We start from the raw sequence: 18410 nt of genomic DNA, 5'->3' as shown, positions 1-18410 counted from the left end.
TCAGCCTGAAATCCAGGCAGAAAAACCCCTTTCAGCAAAAGGCCCCGTTCGTATTTCTACAAACGGGGCCTGCGATTTCAAGCTTTATTTTTCAGTGGCGGGCTTGGCTTCGGCTTGAGGAGCTTCAGCCTGCTCTGCTTTGCCACCTTTGTCGGTCAGCTTGTAGACGGCATATGCACCCCCTACAGCCAAGGGAATTGCCACCAAGGGATTCTTTACTGCAAACTCACCTACTGGAGCAATGACGCCTTCCCATGCGCCCTTGAGCACTTTTTCACCCACTTGGCGAACACCTGGAACATCGGCCAGAGCCAAAGCTGCGCCACCGCCCACGACTGCGCCAAAACCTTTCAGCGCGCCTTCGTGCAGTTTGCCATCACTCAAGTCTTCAATTGCGCTTTTGGCGAGCAAGCCTGAAGCGACGCCAACGCCTGCGGCGGCAGCAAATTGGCCGCCTTTGCTAAACGCCCGGTTGACGCCAAAGGTTTCAGCTGCACCCAGTGCAGAGAGGGCAGCGCCCGTGGCAGCGGCAGTGCCCAAATAGGTCACACCATTTTTACTTAGGTTTTTAACGGCTTCTTTGCCCAGTACATAAGAGGTGCCAACCAAGGCTGCGCCACCGAGTTGTTTGGCAGTTTTGGGCATCACAGTTTTCAGGGCTTCAGAACCCAAAGCGTGTCCAGCCAGACTGGTACTGCCTGTGGCCAAGAGTGCGCCACCAGCGACTTCAGCCAGACCCGCAGCATCGTTTAAGAAAGAACCATTTTCAGCCAGACGCTGGGCACCATCAGTGACCAGGCCTGCTGCGGCTGCTCCACCGAGAACCGCTCCAGAACCTTGAGCAGCCTTGGTTGAGGAAAGTTTGACCAAGGGCTCAATGATAAGGCTTTTTCCAAATTGACGGCCCACCAGTTCAGTTGCACCCAGTCCACCAGCGACACCAGCAGCCGTCTTCAGACCACCCGCTAATTTGTCGCCATTGGCGAGATCTTCTACGCCGTCTTTAATCATATAAGCAGCTCCAGCAGCCAAAGCCGTACCACCTGTGGCATAGCCATTTTTAAATACCACTTCAACAGGTTTGCTCAAGACAGGAACTTTGGTCAAAAGTTCAGCTCCGCCGAGCACCCCAATACCACCCACGCCGGCTTTAATACTGCCTTTCAGCTCACTTCCTTCACGGATGTCTTTAATGCCGTCTTCGAGTAGAACCGCGCCAGTACCTCCGGCCAGAATACCGCCAGTTCCCCGGCTGAAAAGCAATTCACCCAGTCCATGATTTTTCAGACCCAAGCCCACCACACCCAAGGCGGTGATGCCGGTTGCGACCCCAGAAAGTACGGGGCTGTCTTTGTAAAAAGTACCAAGTTTGGTTTCTCCGAATTTTTCTAAGGTGGTTTTGCCCAGTTCAGGCTTCGCTGCTGCTGGTTTTTGCAGATTCTGGGTATTCACCAAGGGTTGATTATTTGTGGAAGAAATATTTCCCATTTTTAAAGTCTCACTCTCTACGAATTAATTTTGATTTATATCTTCTATATCGTGAAGAAATGGTGAAATATTCTTATCTTTATTGCAACATTTAATTAAGTAGCGGTAAATTTTAGGTTATCTACAATTTCAACAGGAAGACTTGCAAAATCCCCCGAATTAATATACTATACAGGGTATAGTAAATTAGGATTTAAACCATGGATTTTCTCAAAACGCTCATAATTTCAATCTTCATGCTTACAACCCTGAACTTGCCAGCAAATGCTGATACAGAGCTTTGGAATGCAGTCGATGTACGTATTCCTTTACAAAAAGAAAATATTTGGTTGCCCTCTCGCTTTGATACCTTTACTGTCTCTCAGTTGGCCCCACGCTTTGATGGCGGGCTGGGAATTCTCAGATTCAGTCTGGGTCCGCAATGGGATTTTACCCCTGGCTTTTCGCTGGGGCTTTTGGGAGATATTATTTATGTAGGCATACCTGGCGGAAAGAGCACCCAGGAATACCGATTCAATATTGAGCCGGTTTTTCGGGGCAAATTCATGCCTGAATTGAAATGGATTGATCGCACCCGGATTGAATACCGCTATTTCCCCACCCGCTCCAACTGGCGCGTACGCAATCTGTTGCGTTTAAATTGGACAGGGTTCTCTGAAGCGTGGATTCCCTACCTTGCCAACGAGGTGTTTATCGAGTACCCGCAAGGGTTTAACCAAAATCGTAGCATTCTGGGGGTTCGTCATGTGTTCGATCGTTCCTTGCAAATGGACATGGGCTATATGCAGCGCTGGCGTAAGGGCAATGACAACACCTGGACCGCCGATCATATTTTGATGCTCTTTTTGTTCTTTGCGCCCCCTGATTATGCGAAAGATGTACATGGAGGAGAGTAAGTTATGTTTCAAATGGCAATGATCCCGAAGTCCCTACCGATCATCAGTCTCACCCTGTTTTTAAGTCTGGTGGCCTGCGCCCCCAAAGAAGAAACAAAACAGGCAGAGACCAAAAATTCAACCACACAAAAAGAAAAACAAGCCCCCACAACCAGCCAAGCGCTTCCCTGGAAACTGCCCGCAGCCTTGCCTGAAGGTTCAGCTGGAGAAGAAATCAAGTGGGGAGAAGAAATTATCACCCATACCGCAAAATACCTGGGCCCAGAAATGGCGGATCCCAGCAAACGCATTGCAGGGAACCATTTATCCTGTAAAAGTTGCCACCTAAATGCCGGCAAACAGGCCAATGCACTTGGCTTTGTGGGAATCACAGCGCGTTACCCCCGTTACCGGGGCCGTGAAAACCGTGAGATCAAACTCTCGGAACGTATCAATGGTTGTTTTGAACGCAGTCTGAATGGCAAAGCCCTGGCCGAAGACAGCAAAGAAATGAAAGCCATCCTGGCCTATATGCAATGGTTAAGCCAGGATATTCCCAAAGGGGCCAAAATCGAAGGCCAAGGTTTACCAGATATTGAACTTCTCGAGCGTGCTGCCAGCCCAGAAAAGGGCAAGGCGCTATACACTGCGAAGTGTGCCATGTGCCATCAACCCACAGGCGCTGGATTGCCAACCAATGCCAGCAAACCTGAAGAAGGCTATCTTTATCCGGCATTGTGGGGCAAGGACAGCTTTAACAATGGGGCGGGCATGGGACGCGTGATCACAGCAGCCAAATATATCAAAGCCAATATGCCCTTTGGCACCCCCAATTTAACCAACGAAGAGGCCTTTGACCTGGCTGCCTATATCAACAGCCTGGAACGTCCTCAGAAATCGGGCCTGGAAAATGATTTCCCCGATCGCAGCAAAAAACCGGTCGATGCAGCATTTGCACCCTGGCCTGGTAATTTCCCTGCTGAGCAGCACAAATATGGCCCCTTCAAGCCCATGATGAGCGGTCAACAGGGGTCTTAATCGGCTTCGCTTTCTGTGTTCAAACCGGCGGCGCTTTCACGTTTGAGTTGGTCATAGCGTCCACCGACATACCAGACAGAGTAGATCCAAAAACCCAAAATCGCGAGGCTGGTCACGAAAAAAATCTGATCAGCCCGCACACTGGGTAAATGTAAGAATTGAACAAAGAAAACCGTAAGTGCCAGTTTAAGAAGTGCCATGGTCACATCTCCCAGGCGACGAACAGGCCCATCTATCATGGGTTTAAGTCGGAAAATGGTGGAATCGCTGGTTTTTGTAAATAAGAGTTCGCGGGTCGCGCGATTTAAAGAATAATTCAAGCCATATCCAATTACCAAAAACGATTCAATCATCAAGAGATTGATCGGAAAAAACAAAGCCAAAATCACCACCGTATAAAAACTGGGCAGAATCATAACCGTGAAACGTACGCCCATCCGTTGAAAGAGCCAACGGGAAACGAAAAAGAGCAGAGCAATGCCTAAAATATTTTGAAACAAATATATTTTTGAGAAAACTTCGCGGGTTTGAGCTTCCAATTTATCCTGGTAACTTAGATAGGTTTTAAACAGCAGATCCGGTTTCAAATTCAGATCGTGGCTTTGTACAAAAGCTGAAATGAGCGCAGGTCGCTGTGCTTCAGGCTGATCCTTCAGCCCAAAGACGAATTCAAACCCCGTCTCCTTTGAAACCTGTTTGCCAGACTGCATCAAAGCCTTTTCCAGGAATTGAAAATTCTGTTGATAGGCCTGGGTTGCCATATGCTGATCAATCAGTTTCTGGCTTTGAAACTCAAGTACGGTATTAAAGGCTGCAATCGCGTACATCATCACTGCCAAAGAACGCACATAGCGATTGGCCCAAATTTCCTGAAAGTCTGAAAAGAATCCGGCTTGCGGCTCCGATTTGTTTTTTCGCTCAGTTTTTTTTCGCAGCGGGGAGCGGTTGGATTTAACTGCCAAGAGTAAAAACAGCAAAACACTGCCCATCACCAAAGCAGAAAAGACCAAAGCATAACTTCTGAGCGTTCCGCGTGAAAAAACAGCTGAAATCTCAGAACCCACCAGGCCCCCGATCATACTGCCAATGGCAATAAAACTGTAGCAGCGTTCACCTTCTTCTGAGGTAAAGATATAGTTGATGCAGCCCCAGAGAACCGCAGTCGCCAAAAGAAAATAAACCGAGGCAAAAATATAGAACAGGACAATGGCCGTCTTACCGCCCACCGGCAAATAGAAATGAAAACAAAGCTTACACGCCATCATGACAAAAAACGAATAGGCCACCAGGCGAAAAACTTCAATTTTATTGTAAAAAGAATTGAAAATCTTGGTGACAATCACAGAGACGAAAGCAGTAAACAAAAAGAAAAAAGGCAAATAATCTGTATTGAATTCTTTTAGAAACTGAGAATTACGAAGGGGCTTGACCATATAATAGGACAAAAGCAGAAGAAACATCGCCAAAAAACTGGCAATGGTTTTCAGCCGTTCATTTTTGCGGGCCCCAGTTACCAAACTGAAGAAACGCTCAAAATCCGAAGCCTCTCTCATGGAGTTGGCTGAAACCGCAGATCTTCTTCTTTAATCTCGTGGGCCCAAAAGAGTTTGCCTGAACCATCTCGGGTTTCGAGCGTCAAAACACGTTGGCCTGCGGGCCCCGAAAATTTTAAAACCCCATAGTTGCGTTCTTTTACAAGCGTTCCAGGCACGCGCTCAGGATCATTCAATTCCTGGCTGTTCATGATTTTGGTCGGAGAGCTGGTCAGGGGAGAATTGGTGTAATTATAAAGGGTATACACACCGGGCAGTTTCAAAACATGCAAATCTGAGTGATGCCGATCACCTGAAAGAAAGACAACACCTTCAATTTTTTCCTGGCGGATAAACTCCAGCAATTCTTGATACTCCAGCGGGTACATCGCAAAACTTTCATCATAATAGGGGTTAAAAACAGGGCTACCCACCACAACCATCTTAAAGGGAGAGCGGCTGGCCTTCAATTCATTTTTGAGCCAGGCCATTTGAACGGAGCCCAGCATCCTTCGTTGATCTTCAGGCACCTTTAAGGCATCGCGATAATAACGACCATCGGTCAGAAAAAAGTCTATATCATTCCAGCGAAACCGCGACCAGGTGCCGTTTTCAGTTAATAGCCCATAGCGGGGATTGGCCCAATAGGCTTTGAACAATTCAAGCGAAACATCTTTCAGCGGAAAATTTTTCGTCGAATTATTGGGGCCAAAATCATGGTCATCCCAAATTGCATATTGTGGCATTCTGCCTAAAAGAGGCTGAATCAAGGTCTGGGAGCGCTGTTTGCGATAGCGGGAATTCATGCGCCAGCGGTTGGAGACATCCAAAGGAGCCAGGTAGATATTGTCACCCAACCAGAGCATAAAGTCTGCCGGATGTTTTTCCATCGTGGTAAAAATCTGCAAAGGCCCACCATATTCGATGCCCAGCATTTTCATCCATTCATCGTTAACGTAATAGCAGGAACCTGTAATGACTTCAAAATCAGGTGCTGTTTGACCCGGTGCCCACTCGATTGGGGTATGAAAACGCAAGGAATAGTCTTTCTTGATCGGCACCCCATCTAAAAGCAGACGGTATTCGTAGTTTTGGTTGGGTTCCAGACCCGAAAGCGGCAAAAGGGCTGTATACCAGCTCTGTTCAGAAGTCAGCATTTCTGGGCTTCGCATCAATTTAGAAGAGCCTTTTAGCCAATACTCGATCTGAACTTTTCCAGGTTCATCGGTTTGAACCCAGATTTGGCTGCTCCGGGTATCCGTATGCCCCACCATTGGACCGGCAATCAAGTCGGCTTCGGCCCAGACCGGCGAGGTAAAAAGCAAAGAGATCAGGGCTGTTTTCCAGAGGGAGGATTTCAAAAAATTCAGTGCCATATAAGCTCCTCCAAATCAAAAGACAATCTTCAGTTGAGTCTCAGTGTAAAACATTTTATGCCACATGGCGAATCCAAAGCACAGGTCAGTCCAGTGCTCAGCGACAACATTAATCATTAATTAACCAAAATTTAACTCTTTCTTTAACTATTAAAGAAAGAGTTAAGGAATTAACCACGATATAACCTTTATACATTTGGTTCATCAAGGAGTTTTAGGATGGTCGGCGCAATTAATTTTTCAGTTCAACCCCTTCAAACAGTCACGAAACCTCAAGCGCCTGCGCTTCAACGGGCAAAAACACTTCCTGCACAAGCCCCCACGGTTCAAGACACCCTCCAACGCCAGCTCAAGCACGATCCACGTGTCCCCCAAGCGCCCTTGAATTTATTCTCCGCCTTTGACCCCAAAGAGGCAGGCAAAGCCAATACCACTCCACAAGTTTCAAAGGCCAACCGCCCAGCCTCGATCAAAGCTGCGCTTGAGCCTACCTTTAAAATCGTAGAGGCTGTGGATCCTGAGATCGGCAAGGCACTCCGTAAAATGGATGATTCAGATTTTGTCCTGGCTGATGACGGCATTCACGACCTGTTTGCCAAACATGATATCTATGCAGCCTGGGTCGCCGTTGCCCGCGAAAAAGGCACTGCCCATCTCCATTTTCGCGATATGGTACTCGATGATCGTTTCTGGAAAATGCGCGATGCCGAAAAGGCCTCGGTGATCATCCATGAAATGGTTCACTCCAAAGACACCCCTGTCATTTCCAATTTTGAAAAGCTCTTTGGCACGATTTACAACAAAGTCAAAGGGATTGAATGGGGAGATCCCGTTGAAGATCGTGCCTATCTCCATCAAAATGCCGTGAACCAAAAACTGGGAATCACGGAGCGGGATGAAATCTATTGGACCGTTCAAACCTACCTCGAAGATCGAGGCCTGGTCGCCCCTCACAAATTCTGATCCTCCTGGACGATCGCCGTCATGGCCGGTTAAGCTGAATTCAGCCCAAACCTGGAGGAAGACATTATGCAACGCGCGCTCGTACTGGGATCCAATTGTTTTACAGGCAGCCATTTGGTAGCCGCTCTGCTTCAAGCAGGATATGAGGTGCATGGCCTCAGCCGTTCAAGAGAATACGCTCCCCTCTATTTACCCTATGCAGATCTGCCTGAAAAAGATAATTTCTTTTTTCATCAGAATGATTTACACAATCCTGCCAGTCTGTTTACGCTCTTGGACAAGTGGCAACCCCCCTTGATTTTTACGGTGGCAGCCTTCAGTGAAGTGGCCCTCAGCCATCAAATACCGCTTGAATATTTTGCCACCAATACCCAAAGCATGGCCCGGCTGGCCCATTGGCTTAAAGACAAATCCTGGCTGAAACGGCATATTCACATCTCTTCAGCTGAGATTTTCGGTTCTTGTCAAGGGGCTCAAAGCGCTGACAGCCATGAGTTTCGTCCCAGCACTCCCTATGCAGTCTCTAAACTTGCAGCCGATTTGTATCTTGAAACCCTGCGCCAAAACTTCAATTACCCTGTCAGCCTGATTCGCTCTACCAATGTTTTTGGCAAACACCAACAACTCTTTAAGATTATTCCCCGCACCCTGATTTACGCCCGAATGGGTAAAAAAATTGAGCTGCATGGGGGGGGAACCGCCAAGAAATCCTTCATCCATGTCAAAGATGTGATTGCAGGTCTGCTGAAGACCCTGAATTATCCCGAGCATCGCACCTGGCATTTCACCCAAAATGGCCCTGAAACAGTCGCAGATATTGTGCGCATGAGTTTGGAAAGTGCAGGCTTGCGCTGGGAAGATCATGTTGAAACAGTGGGTGAACGCCTGGGCCAGGATGCCCATTACTGGCTTGATGACAGTGATTCGCGCAGTTTACTCAATTGGCAGCCAGAAATTTCACTTCAGGCCGGTATTGACGAAACCCGTGACTGGATTGAAAAACACTGGGAAACCATTCAAAACGAGCCACTGAGCTATGTTCACAAGCACTGAGTTCTGAGCGCTCAAAAAAAAGCCCCCTGCAGCAAGGGGCTTTTTTCTGTATATATTTAAAAATTATAGCGGGTAATGATCGAGATATCGTGGGCCAAAGGCTGACGTAAACTCCAGATCGCATCAGCCAGCATCATGCTGTATTGAAGCGTCATATCTAGATTTGTATTGTAGACATGTTTCCAAGGAATTCCCACAGTCACCCCTGACTCTTTCCAGAGTTGATTGGGAGTTGTAGAACCCACAGGCAAGATCCCCCAGCGATCGCCCATCGACTGACGAGCAGCCAGCATCAAACGAATATGCTGGGGTTTGTCTTTTTCAGGCCGCCAAAGCGGGAAAGCAAACGCCGCGCCAAAGGAACCCGCTGAAAGATCTGCCATTTGAAACAGACCCCGGGTCGCAAAATTTGCCCCCAATTGAAAATCAATGTCAGAATCATTGATATTGTTGAAGAAAACGCCAATGCTTTGACGATCATAGCCAATAAAAGATTTATTGGCCTGTAAAGTGATTCCAAAATTTTTATTCCAGCCCAAATCAAGGGTAGCCGAAACCTCTTTGCGGGTTGCGCCAGAGAAATCTGTCAAGCTGTCATTGAAATAGTGCATCGCAGCCAATTGCAGGCGCACGGGAAAGCTTTCCTGAAAAAAGCGGGTTTCAAGGCCCATCACACCATAACCATCGCCATATTGAGAGGGCAAAGCCAGTTGATTACTCACCAGCTTACGCCCAGAACCTTCTTTGGTATCCAAGCCTTGCAACTGTGCGCCAGGATAAATTCCTGAACCCTCAAAATTAGCATTTGAACCTTTGACAGGAGAGCCAGAAGAAAGATTTCCGCCTATATTAGCCGCCAACAAGCGATTGGTCTGGGTTGAGCCAGCATTCATACCCACCATAAAGCTGCCCCAGCCCCAATCTGAATCATAGGAAAGAGCAGGCGAGGAGGCCTGATTATAAACCATGCTGTCGGGGTCGACCATACTGACATCAATGCCACCGGTCCAGTAACGGTAAATGCTGTTGAGATAATTTGATACGCCATTGTTTGAAAGCGCCACTTCTGAGCCCCCCCAACCAACCAAACCATAGCCGCGACCATTCCAATTGCCTTGATTGAACAAACTGGTAAATTTCGTTCCTGTTTTCAGATTGTCCTGAAAATTCATTAAACCCACCCGCAGACGATGGGTAGAATCGGGGATCATCACTTCGGTCAGAGCTGTTCGAAAAACAAAGGGGTTGCCATCATAAAGCCCTTCATTGACATCATGGCCGCCATTACTTACTATCAAGGGTGTTTTGGTCAATGCAGAACTGGCCTGGGCCAAATCAAAGATATCCAAAACCATTTGCGAGCGAATCCATTTGCTCCAATGGGCATCTACCTGTAAATGGGTTCGAAAACGAAAGGGAACCAAATCATCGGGGGTGATATTGGCTTCAGATGGGCTGTGATAAAGATTGGGAATGCCAAATTCATCCCGCCCAAACTGGTTCACATTATTATTAAATGTTTTTGTATTTTCTGTAGCTGAATCACGCTTGGTCACAGTCCCATCCAACTCAACCCGATTTTCAGGACTGGTATTCTTACCAGCAAACAAAGGAGATTGGGGATCTGTTCCATCGGTCGTAACCAAACGTTCACGGTAACGGATATCAAAACTGCCTGTGACCTGAATTTTTTCAAGTTCGTCCACCCGCGACTGCAATTTAGCCAATTGGATTTCTTTCAGTTCTTTGTTTAAAAGGGTTTGCAGAGCCTGCAATTTTGCAAGCTCATCTTTGGTCGCCAAATGACGGGTATCTATGGGTTCCTGTTGCGCCACATTTTTCAGGGGTTCTTCCATGCACTGCATCAGCTTATACAGGGCAGCAGCCATTTCATAACGGGTCATCTCTTGCGGGCCCCGAAAAGTATTGTTGGGGTAGCCCACCATGATGCCGCAGTATTTTTGAATCAGGTTTTCAATCGCTTCAGAAGCCCAATGTTCTGACGCATGATCCCCCCCGTTTTCTTTCAGCAGTTCTTGGTAGGTATTTTCCTTATCTGCTTCATGCTTGGCCTTCAAACGGGTTTCAGAAGGCGCAGCAGTCTCTGAAACAGGCTCAGTGGCTTCCTGAGCCAAAACGGGTAACGCAAGCCCCAGAGTCAGCGTGGAAGCGAGAAAGAGAATATGATTTGCTTTCATGGGTTGTCCTTTAATTTCATCAATAATCTTCTAATTCATAGCTCAGCATCATAGCTCAGCAAGTTCAGGCCCCCCCGGTTGGGGGGGGCCTGAAGTAAATCTTAGGGCAGGTGTGCTGCAGTGATGTCTACCAGTGGGATATCACTGCCATAGTTGGCTGTAGCAAAATTCCCATTGGCCAGCAGAGTTGCTCCGGTGATGGAGTAATCCGCTGAACTGTAAGTCAGACGATAGAGGCGGGCAATATTTGCATCCGGGGCAGGATAGCGTGCAATCACCAACAGAGAACGGCTTCCTGCAGCCCATTCCCCATCAATAGACAAGCCCACCAACTGATTGGCTGTTGTGCCACCCGCTGATTTCAGTGTATTGGCAACCCCTGCGAGACTCAACTCCTGAATAGCTACATCTGCCGTGCCTGTATCGGGTACAGGTGCGGTGGTGACATAGAGCTTGTTGTTATTGGTCAGGAACATGCGGTTATTGGCCGCAGCAGTATTATCTGTATCCGGCTCAAAGACAAAGTCGCCATTGTTCAGGTAGGAGACATTCAGACCAAATTCTTCAGCATTCAGCATCAATTTAATATGGTCTATCGCTGGGGTGCCACTTTCAAAGTTGCGAACCCGGTAAAAGCCAGAGAGAGAGCCTTGACCATCTACTGTATCGTAAGCCGCCCCGGCATAGAGGGTCGCTGTTTTGGTTGCTCCATTGATGGTTGAATTAAAGACCAGTCGGGCGGGTTTATCACCAAAATTATAGCTCAGACCCAGACCATTATTGACCGAGAGGTTGCCTCTGACCAGGAAGGGATCTCCCGTGCTTGCCCCGTCTTGAATCCCAAGAGAAGGAATCCAGCGAATCAGGCGGCCGCTGAAGTTCGGCGAAGTACCCTGTTGGTCGACATAATAGACATCGCCATTGATCGGGTTCTTGGCTAAACCAGCCGTTACATCAGAGGTATTGTTCAAACCATTCTGAATATTCAGGGCACCGTTAGAGTCGAAGACCATTGAGAGTCTGCCCAAACCAGCCCCGATTGAGGTACTTGTATTGATCAAATACCAGCGGCCCCGGTTATTGGCTCCCGATAAATAATCTTCTACTGCATATTGTGCTCGCTCAGGATAGACAAAGAAGAACCAGGGATGATTCGCGGCAGTTACTGAAGAAGTGGACGGCGTATCCACGTTCCCATTCACCAGGCGACCGCCAATTTTACCTGTACCGTCTTTCAGATTCGGAGCGGCTGGAGGTACGGCCAGTACAGGAGATCCCGCCGCAGAGAAGTTGACCGTTACGGTGGCCCGGTTGGTGAGATTGTTAAAGCTGACGCTTTCACCAAGTGCTGTATTGGGGTTATTCAAGGTAACCGTACGCAGTACCGTCGTATTGTCATCAGCTGCGGTGGTTGGATCATTGTCGTTATAACGGATGATCTCGATCTGGGCACCGGCTTGAATTTCGGGTCCGCTGACGGTGATATCATTGACCACTATCTGGGGCAGTTTGTCACGGCCAAATTGGTAAACAGCTCTGAAGATGGTTCCTGCGGGGTTGGGATTGCCGCCAAAAGTAGAGGGCAGAGTGGGTCGTTCGACCTTCAGGGCGATATTATCAGTATCCGTCTGATTTGCACCATCTTTGGTTGAAATCACCAGATTTCCAACCGTCCCATCTGTGACATTGGCATTGGGGGTAAAGCGCAGGCGCAGCAAGGCTGCATTGATCTGAGCCGGAGTTCCTGTAAAGACAAAGGGATCCGCATTGGTTCCCGAACCAGCAATACCTGCACCTGAACCTGCAAAATTGGTACCCAATCGGTCACTCAGGGTTCCAAAAATGGGGGGGGTCAGAGTACTTGTCACAGAGGAATCATCATCGCTGACGCTTAGGGTCGGCCAAGTATTCCCAGTCACAGTAAAGGTTCCGGCAGCCGCTGAAGTTGGATCGCTCTGGCCAAAGTCCAGCCGATCATCGACCGTGGTGGTATCACTGACCAGATTCAAGGGCAAAGCTGTGGCGCCTGTAGTAAAACCACTGGTGGTACCGGTCAGACTGTTGACGGGTGTACTGTTTTGGACATTGAAACGAATCACATCCTGACCCACTGTGCTGTCACTGGCTGTGCCATTGGTACTGGTCATTTCCAGATCTACAACGCCACCACTATTCACTGAGTTGAAGACCAGGGTCGCCAAGGCCGCGTTGAGATCCGTCAGACTGTTGGCTCCGGTGCTGTGTATTGTGATTGTGTCTGTGCCGCTGTTGCTGACAATAGCCCCCCCACTGCTGCTGGCGGTAAGATTGCCATGGGTGGCATTGCTCAACTTGAGGGTGACATCAATGGTGTCGCCATTCTGGTAAAATTTAGCACCTAATTGACGATTATTTGCGGTATTCATCGCAAATGTCGCATTCAAACCGACATTAATTGGCGAACCTGTACCTGGAAAGGTATTGGTTTCGCTGCCAGTGCCTACATTCCAGCGATTGGCGGGTTTGGCACGAATATCCAGCACAATACTGTCAGCCGTAGGCCCAGTAGCGTCTTCGGCAGCGAAGTCTGTGGTCTTTACAGCAATCGAAGCGCTGCCGTTAACCCCAGCAGTGGAATTGAAAGTCATCGTTGCCAAGGTAGCGTTGACATCAACCGGTGTACCGGTGATGATCAAGGGCGAGGCATTGGTACCCGACCCCGTCTTGGTGGCGGCTCCAGAAAGGGTTACGTTAACTGTTCCACTGTTGGTACCACCGACCAGAGAAGGAATCAGCTTGACACGAATCTGCGGACTGTCCTCAACTGTTTCAGAACTCTGGGAACCTACGCTCAAAACCAGGCCGTGACCACCGCCTCCGTCGAAGAGCATTTGCTGCCCTTCGTTCACCTGTAAAGCAGTCGTCGTAAAGACCAAATTGCCACCATAGAGATTACGCGGTGTACGGGTAGACAACAGGTTAAGGGTGTCGGTATCGGGGATCGGACCACTGGTCATGGTTAATACGGCAGGAGCAGCTAAGGGAGCACCGTCATTCAGGTGAGGCGGTGTCCAAGTCAAAGTACCCAGGACGGTATTGATATTGGGGATATTAGCGCCCGTTGCCGAGAGGGTTAGATCTCCAGAACCATTTGCGCCAGCACTGATGGTCACGCTACCCGAGAGGGTTACATTGAGAACACCGCTGGGAATCTGCAGACGCACCGTGGCCGTATCTGTCGGCTGTGTATACGCACTCAGGTTGAGAACCGAGAGTGGGTGTACTGTTTCGTTGATATGGAGCTGCGGCGCGGTATTGACATCTGAATTGGCCGTGTCGTTCTTGAGCGGATTGGCTATCCCAGCAAAATCAAAGATCAACACATTGGTGTTAGGGAAGGTTGCATTATTATTAAAGGCATTCTGCGGCCGGACTTTAACATTCAGATTAACAGTATTGGTATCGGGTGAAGGCCCACCATCGTCAACTTTGATGTCAAAACTGGTAGCCCCTGTAAATCCTGTTTGCGGGGTATAGCGCAGCAAAGTCAGGGCCGTTTTGACATCGGCCAAAGGCCCACTGATGACCCGTGGAGAGGCATTGGTTCCGGCTCCGGTATTGCTGACGGTTCCTGGAGCAGCTCCGGTCAAGTCAATTATGGCATTGGTATTGCCTCCAGTATTGGCTGGAGTGAGCGTTACTGTGACAAGGGAGCTGTCATCAATAACATCTAGTTTGACGGCCGGTTGGGTGGCCGTGGCTGTATTGTTTAGAATCAAAGCCTGATTGCCAAAGATATCCAAACGGGCACCCGCAGAGGGGAAACTGGCATTTTCAGCCGTATCATCGGCCACGGGATTGCCATCTTGGGTATTGTAAATATTGCGCGGCGGGTTGGAGATCGAGAAAGGCACGGTATCACCCGAATCGCCCAAGGTTCCCCCTGTACTGCTCATGGTCATAGTCACCGTTTCAGGTGCAGCCACAACGCCTGCGGCAGGCGTATAACGCAGATTGGTCAAGGCCGTATTGATATTGGCCTGGGTTCCGGTCATACTCAAGCTGGTGGTGCCATTGCCCGTAAAGGTGACCCCCCCTTGCGTGCCATTGGGAGCTGGAAAGCCGTTCAGAAGGAGAGTACCTTTGCCTGTGGGCACACTCAGGGTCACATCTACATTGGCTGCAGAGGGATAGTTTTTGATGGTCAAGAGCCTGGTTGCGGGCGTTCCGAGGTTTTCCTGAACCCCTGGCGCAGCAGGAATGGCCGTCGTGGTAAAGGTTGCGTTGTCATTGCGGCGGTTTTCAGGAGTGGGCAGAACATTGATATGGACAATATCTGTGTCCGTTGCTCCGCCATCGTTCGTGGCCATGGTCACTGTAGCTGCACCTGAAAAATTGGTGGTAGGTGAAAACACAATCCCATTGTTCAAAAAGAGGTTGATATTGGTGGGAGACCCCGCAATCACCATTGGTTGAGCATTGGTCGCTGTCACGGAGACATTATTGGTTGAACTGGCCACGGTAGTTCCCACCGTAACAGTAACCCCAGCAGGAATCGCATTTAAATTGGCTCGACTCAAAGTGCCATTGTTGCTGGGTGTCAAAGTTGTCGTCACTGTCGCACTGTCAGCATCGGTGACCGAAAGAGCGGTTCCGAAAAAGGAGGCAAAGGTCAAAGGGGTATTAAAGCCCAATTCCACAGGCGCGCCAACAGGCGGAAAGGAAGTGGCGCTGTTATTGTATTTATTGACCGGGGGCTCTGAAACTTCGAGCGTCACCACATCATTGGTATCCGTCAGCACATTATTGTTCACATCGACACTGTTCATGCGCAGTTTATAGGTACCGGTATTATTGCCCTGGGGTGAGTAAATCACCCCTGCCGTCAGCAGTGTATTGACATCCGCAATCGGCCCTTGAAGTTGTAAGGCAGCAGTCCCACCGCCCGTAACCGTGACCGTACCCGGCACAATGCCAGCAAGTGTCAACGAACCATTGGCTGCCGCACCGGTATTGTTTCCAGCACTGTCTTGCAAATCAAGATTGACTTTCACCGTAGACGTGGGTGGGTAGAGTACCGTCAAAGCTTTGTTACTGGCTCCGTTCAGCGTCGTGGTTGCAGCTTTCGCCATCCGCTGAGCTGACGTTGGGAAGACATTGGAACCATTGAAAAGATTTGAAGGTGCGACCACATTCACAGTCAGAAGATCTGTATCTGTTCCATCCGTTGCGGTAGTCACCATCTGAATGGTGGCAGCACCATTAAAATTGGCAGTGGGGGTAAGTGTCAGCCCCCCATTTAAAGCGGCATTGATAAAATGAGGGGGCCCAACCAATTTAAAGGGATCCGCATTGGTACCTGTTCCTGTAACGGTGACTCCTGCCGGAATGCTGACCAATGCCAGCGTACCATTCGTGGGGGTCAGCACCGTGGTCAGGGTATCCCCATTGGTGTCTTCAACAGTCAAACCTGAATTATTCAAGGGCTTAAGCGTGATGGGACTGTTCACAGCGGTCAAGAGCGTACTGAAGCTTGGATTGTTATTCATTAGATTGCGTGGTGCTGAGGGGGTTGCGCTGTTGACACTGAAGACAATCGTATCGATATCATCAGGTGTGCCAGCCCCTTCAACCGTATCGATCGCCGTCATGGTGACTGTGGCGTTGCCAATAAAACCATTTTGGGGTGTATACACAAAATTGTTTAAGGCTGTATTGACCGCATCTTTGGGGCCTGAAATCTGAATAGGATTGCCATTGATCCCGCCCCCTGTTACCGTAACGGTTCCAGGTAGAGCCGGATTGTTTGAAAAACTGATCGTGCCAAAATTACCTGCCGTAGGCTCAAATTTAATCGTTAGCGTTTCAGCATTTGAGCCATCGCCTGCAGAGAGGGCATTGCCATTTTGGTCATTTAAACTCACCGCAGTATTGGCGGGTACAGAAACAACTCCGGTAAAACTCTTTGACCCCCCGATCATATTGGTAGGTGCATTATTGGCCAAAAGGGTCGTACCAAAAGAGTTAACAACGGGTGAAATTTGGCCATTTTGGCCTAGCGCCACAACAGAATAGGGATAGGTAGTATCCGCAAGCAAATTTGCTCCGGCAGGCACATCTGCAGTGACCGTCCCACCGGCTCCGGCAGGAATCGTAAAGGTCTTTGAGCCGGGAGCATTCCCAATTGTAACTTGATACTCAACAATCGGAGTTTGGGTAAAGGTCGGCGGAAAAACCTTAACGGTGAAGCTGCTCGTACTCAAAGGTGTGGCAGAAGTTTTGGGGGTTGCAGGAACCAAAATTTGAGGTGTGGGGGCCACTGCAGTTCCACCGCCACCGCCACCGCCACCGCCGCCTCCACCAGAAGAACTGGCATAGGTTCTCACCAAGGCTGTAGCAGAGAGTTGAGTGCCGGGCACGGATACTGTCACTTTGGTCTCAGAATTAGCATAATTGCCTGAGACCAAACCCTTTTGGTCTACAGGCAAACCAGCATCGGAACTGGTCCATTGCAAAGGCACGGTCGCAGGATTGATCGGACGCCCCTGATCATCGGTCAGGGCCACAGCCAGTTGAACGCGGTCACCGGGTGAAAGATAAGACAAAGACGGGGTCAGGATCAGGGAGCGAGGATTGCCCGGTGTTCCAGTATTTTGAGCAGGGGGTTGAAGCGGATTGGTTTCACCCTGGCTGAGAGTAACAGGACTCACCGGTACACCGGGTTGCCCTGCAGGAATCGGCTCTGGCCGAGAAGTCACCGCATTTCCAGAGGTCTGAGTGGGTAAACTGGTTTGTGGATTTTTGCTGGAAAAGATGTTTTGAACCGTACCTGTTGCAATCCGGCCAGAGACAGGGTCACGCACGATCACCTGCGCATCTCCATTTGAAGAAAGAGCTTTGACCAAACCATTCTTATCAATTGCAAAGGCATTGGGATCTGATACACTCCAATCCAATTGCAGGCGGGTGGGGTCGATGGGATTGCCCAAGGTATCACGGGCTACGATATAAAACTGGGCCATTTCACCCAGGCCAGGGGTAACCTGAGAGCGCTGAACCAATTGCAAAGAAGCAAGCGCCCGGGGGTTGCCTGTAAATTTAGTCAAAGTCGCAGTGAATTCAACTTCTGCACTGGTATTGCTTTTTTCATCAATCACTTTAATTAAAACAGGCTCAAAGGGTTCAACCCCTTTTAAAACGCCATTCTGGTCAACCGTAATTGTGCCAGGCTTGGCACTGCTGAATTTTAACTTCAGCAAAAGCGGGTCGATCAAACGACCTTGATTGTCTAAGGCAATCACTTCCAAGGGAAAACTATCATCCAAGGTCAATTGGCCTTTCACCATCGGCCGGAGAAACAGCGCTCTGAGCTGATCAGGATTACCTGTAAAATTTCGAGTAGCAATATCTTTTGCTGCTTGGGTAATAAAACTACGAGCATCACTGCCCAAAGGATTTCGGCCAACCCCAAAGCCCCCCACACCACAAGCCGTCGTCATTAAGAGAGAAGTCGCCAAGCCCAATTGAATTGAAATTTTAAGACCACGTTGGAGTGGAGCGTTGGAATACATCATGTTAATATTTTTAACCCTTTGTCATCATATAAAAATAAGCAGCAAAACAGACTCCGATGAAGGAGTAATTTTAATTATTTAGATTTTTCAGGCGCTAATTTGGATTAAAAATTTAAAGCTTACTCGCCTGAATTACACCGATGGAGGCATTTTATTCTCCGAAGATACAATTGACAAGAACTTTTTAATAAGAAGAATAAGTCTTTAGGTGATTTTTACATTATTTTTACAAAAACAAGTTCATATTGTCATTAATAGTCTAATAATATTTACAATTAATTTACAATTTAGTTTTTTTCATGAATCAAGTCTGTATCTATGCAAAAATTACAAA

9 protein-coding genes are annotated in these 18410 nt (G+C 48.6%); 4 read left to right on the top strand and 5 right to left on the bottom strand.

Translation table 11 applies throughout. The features are described 5' to 3' along the window. Positions 1 to 84: 84 nt before the first annotated feature. Positions 85 to 1488, bottom strand: coding sequence for a hypothetical protein (locus COW20_15770; GenBank protein ID PIW46378.1), 1404 nt, complete (start codon positions 1486 to 1488; stop codon positions 85 to 87). A gap of 200 nt (positions 1489 to 1688) precedes the next feature. Between COW20_15770 and COW20_15765 the strand changes: the two genes are divergently transcribed. Together COW20_15765 and COW20_15760 are read left to right on the top strand one after the other, a co-directional pair. After that, positions 1689 to 2384 (top strand): hypothetical protein, encoded by a 696-nt coding sequence (locus tag COW20_15765; protein PIW46377.1) that lies wholly within the window; start codon positions 1689 to 1691, stop codon positions 2382 to 2384. 3 nt (positions 2385 to 2387) lie between these two features. Then, the gene (locus tag COW20_15760; protein PIW46376.1) at positions 2388 to 3401 is read left to right on the top strand and encodes a cytochrome C oxidase Cbb3; all 1014 of its coding nucleotides are present in this window, start codon (positions 2388 to 2390) and stop codon (positions 3399 to 3401) included. Here the strand turns inward: COW20_15760 and COW20_15755 are convergent. Both COW20_15755 and COW20_15750 read right to left on the bottom strand, forming a co-directional pair. Further along, complete coding sequence (locus COW20_15755) at positions 3398 to 4954, bottom strand: hypothetical protein (GenBank protein ID PIW46375.1); 1557 nt, start codon at positions 4952 to 4954, stop codon at positions 3398 to 3400. The genes COW20_15760 and COW20_15755 overlap by 4 nt on opposite strands. Further along, positions 4951 to 6309, bottom strand: coding sequence for a phosphodiesterase (locus tag COW20_15750; protein ID PIW46374.1), 1359 nt, complete (start codon positions 6307 to 6309; stop codon positions 4951 to 4953). Before COW20_15750 ends, COW20_15755 begins: the two co-directional genes overlap by 4 nt. Positions 6310 to 6528: 219 nt before the next feature. Between COW20_15750 and COW20_15745 the strand changes: the two genes are divergently transcribed. Both COW20_15745 and COW20_15740 read left to right on the top strand, forming a co-directional pair. After that, complete coding sequence (locus COW20_15745) at positions 6529 to 7272, top strand: hypothetical protein (GenBank protein ID PIW46373.1); 744 nt, start codon at positions 6529 to 6531, stop codon at positions 7270 to 7272. Between the two features lie 66 nt (positions 7273 to 7338). Beyond that, positions 7339 to 8325 (top strand): hypothetical protein, encoded by a 987-nt coding sequence (locus COW20_15740; protein ID PIW46372.1) that lies wholly within the window; start codon positions 7339 to 7341, stop codon positions 8323 to 8325. Positions 8326 to 8381: 56 nt separating this feature from the next. On the opposite strand, the gene COW20_15735 is transcribed toward COW20_15740, so the two are convergent. Next, on the bottom strand, positions 8382 to 10523 hold the full coding sequence (locus COW20_15735) for a hypothetical protein (protein ID PIW46371.1): 2142 nt from the start codon (positions 10521 to 10523) through the stop codon (positions 8382 to 8384). A gap of 101 nt (positions 10524 to 10624) precedes the next feature. Beyond that, positions 10625 to 18073, bottom strand: coding sequence for a hypothetical protein (locus COW20_15730; protein PIW46370.1), 7449 nt, complete (start codon positions 18071 to 18073; stop codon positions 10625 to 10627). Between the last annotated feature and the right edge of the window lie 337 nt (positions 18074 to 18410).

The sequence above is a fragment of the bacterium (Candidatus Blackallbacteria) CG13_big_fil_rev_8_21_14_2_50_49_14 genome (genome assembly GCA_002783405.1).
In the GTDB taxonomy this organism is placed as follows: Bacteria; Cyanobacteriota; Sericytochromatia; order UBA7694; family UBA7694.
The sequence above is the reverse complement of the archived record's forward strand: the minus strand, read 5'-3'. Positions and strand labels throughout refer to the sequence as shown.

Coding starts and splice junctions, on each gene's coding strand:
- COW20_15770 (PIW46378.1), bottom strand. CDS start 1,488: ATGGGAAATATTTCTTCCACAAATAATCAACCCTTGGTGAATACCCAG.
- COW20_15765 (PIW46377.1), top strand. CDS start 1,689: ATGGATTTTCTCAAAACGCTCATAATTTCAATCTTCATGCTTACAACC.
- COW20_15760 (PIW46376.1), top strand. CDS start 2,388: ATGTTTCAAATGGCAATGATCCCGAAGTCCCTACCGATCATCAGTCTC.
- COW20_15755 (PIW46375.1), bottom strand. CDS start 4,954: ATGAGAGAGGCTTCGGATTTTGAGCGTTTCTTCAGTTTGGTAACTGGG.
- COW20_15750 (PIW46374.1), bottom strand. CDS start 6,309: ATGGCACTGAATTTTTTGAAATCCTCCCTCTGGAAAACAGCCCTGATC.
- COW20_15745 (PIW46373.1), top strand. CDS start 6,529: ATGGTCGGCGCAATTAATTTTTCAGTTCAACCCCTTCAAACAGTCACG.
- COW20_15740 (PIW46372.1), top strand. CDS start 7,339: ATGCAACGCGCGCTCGTACTGGGATCCAATTGTTTTACAGGCAGCCAT.
- COW20_15735 (PIW46371.1), bottom strand. CDS start 10,523: ATGAAAGCAAATCATATTCTCTTTCTCGCTTCCACGCTGACTCTGGGG.
- COW20_15730 (PIW46370.1), bottom strand. CDS start 18,073: ATGTATTCCAACGCTCCACTCCAACGTGGTCTTAAAATTTCAATTCAA.